Annotated in this window: 1 protein-coding gene; it reads right to left on the bottom strand. The window is 68.4% G+C overall.

The genetic code is table 11. The features are described 5' to 3' along the window. Positions 1–578: GTP-binding protein (locus ADK60_RS24520; protein ID WP_030398688.1), on the bottom strand; the 578-nt coding region annotated here is incomplete at its 3' end. Between the last annotated feature and the right edge of the window lie 32 nt (positions 579–610).

Here is a 610-nt window from a genome sequence, read left to right as displayed (position 1 = left end):
AGCCGGGCGAGGAGGGCGTGTTCGACGAGGGTGATGAGGGCGCTCTTGGCGCTGTCGCGGCGTCGGGCGTCGAGGGTGATGACGGGGGTTTCGGTGCTGAGTTGGAGGGCTTCGCGGACTTCGTCGGGGGTGTGGGGCTGGTGTCCGTCGAAGCCGTTGAGGGCGACGACGAAGGGGAGTCCGCTGTTCTCGAAGTAGTCGAGGGCGGGGAAGCAGTCGGCGAGGCGGCGGGTGTCGACGAGGACGACGGCGCCGATGGCTCCGCGGACGAGGTCGTCCCACATGAACCAGAAGCGGTCCTGTCCGGGGGTGCCGAACAGGTAGAGGATGAGGTCTTCGTCGAGGGTGATGCGGCCGAAGTCCATGGCGACGGTGGTGGTCGTCTTGCCGGAGACGTGGCTGAGGTCGTCGATTCCGGCGGAGGCGCTGGTCATGACGGCTTCGGTGCGCAGGGGGTTGATCTCGGAGACGGCGCCGACGAGGGTGGTCTTGCCGACGCCGAAGCCGCCTGCGACGACGATCTTCGCGGAGGTGGTGGCGCGGGTGGGGGCGGCCGCGTTAGAGCTTGCGAAGTCCACTGAGGACCCTTTCGAGCAGCGTGACGTCGGGC

Source organism: Streptomyces sp. XY431 (genome assembly GCF_001279805.1).
In the GTDB taxonomy this organism is placed as follows: domain Bacteria; phylum Actinomycetota; class Actinomycetes; order Streptomycetales; family Streptomycetaceae; genus Kitasatospora; species Kitasatospora purpeofusca.
The sequence above is the reverse complement of the archived record's forward strand: the minus strand, read 5'-3'. Positions and strand labels throughout refer to the sequence as shown.